Below are 572 nucleotides of genomic sequence, written 5' to 3' on the forward strand. Positions count from 1 at the left end.
TTATCAGGGTTTGAAAATCGCTATCCTCATGAGCTATCCGGGGGAATGAAACAGCGTATCGCTATTGCTAGAAGCTTAGCTTACGACCCAGATGTATTACTTATGGACGAGCCTTTTGCTGCACTAGATGCTCAAACGAGAGAAACATTACAAAGTGAACTTTTACGTATTTGGGAAAAGACGAAAAAGACGATTGTGTTTATCACACATGGTATTGATGAAGCCGTTTATTTAGGCCAAAGAGTAGCGGTTATGACGTCTCGGCCAGGACAGATTAAGCAGGTTATTGATGTTCCGTTTGACTCTCGAGCTGGTGAAGAAGATTTTCGTTCAAACCCCGAATTTTCAGCAATACGTCATCGTATTTGGGATCTTCTTCGGGAGGAAGTACTAAAAGCACAAGAGCTTGAGCGGAATAAACAATTATCGGCTTCTGCCAAGCATCTTCAAAAAAAGGGGGCGATAGCTCGTGGCTAGTGTAGGACAAACGGTGACGTTAAAAGAAAAGAAAAGTCGAGGAAAAGTATTAGCTTTTCCAAACCTATCTTTAAAAGGCCTATTTAAAAGATTTG

At 41.3% G+C, this 572-nt stretch carries 1 protein-coding gene; it reads left to right on the forward strand.

Features of this window, described 5'->3' with window-relative positions; all coding sequences use genetic code 11:
- Positions 1-477, forward strand: a 477-nt coding sequence (locus tag AC1DWA_RS33120) for an ABC transporter ATP-binding protein (RefSeq protein WP_477917681.1), incomplete at its 5' end; no start/stop codon positions are given.
- Positions 478-572 lie beyond the last annotated feature (95 nt).

This window comes from Rhodococcus sp. P4_F3_2 (assembly GCF_056401335.1).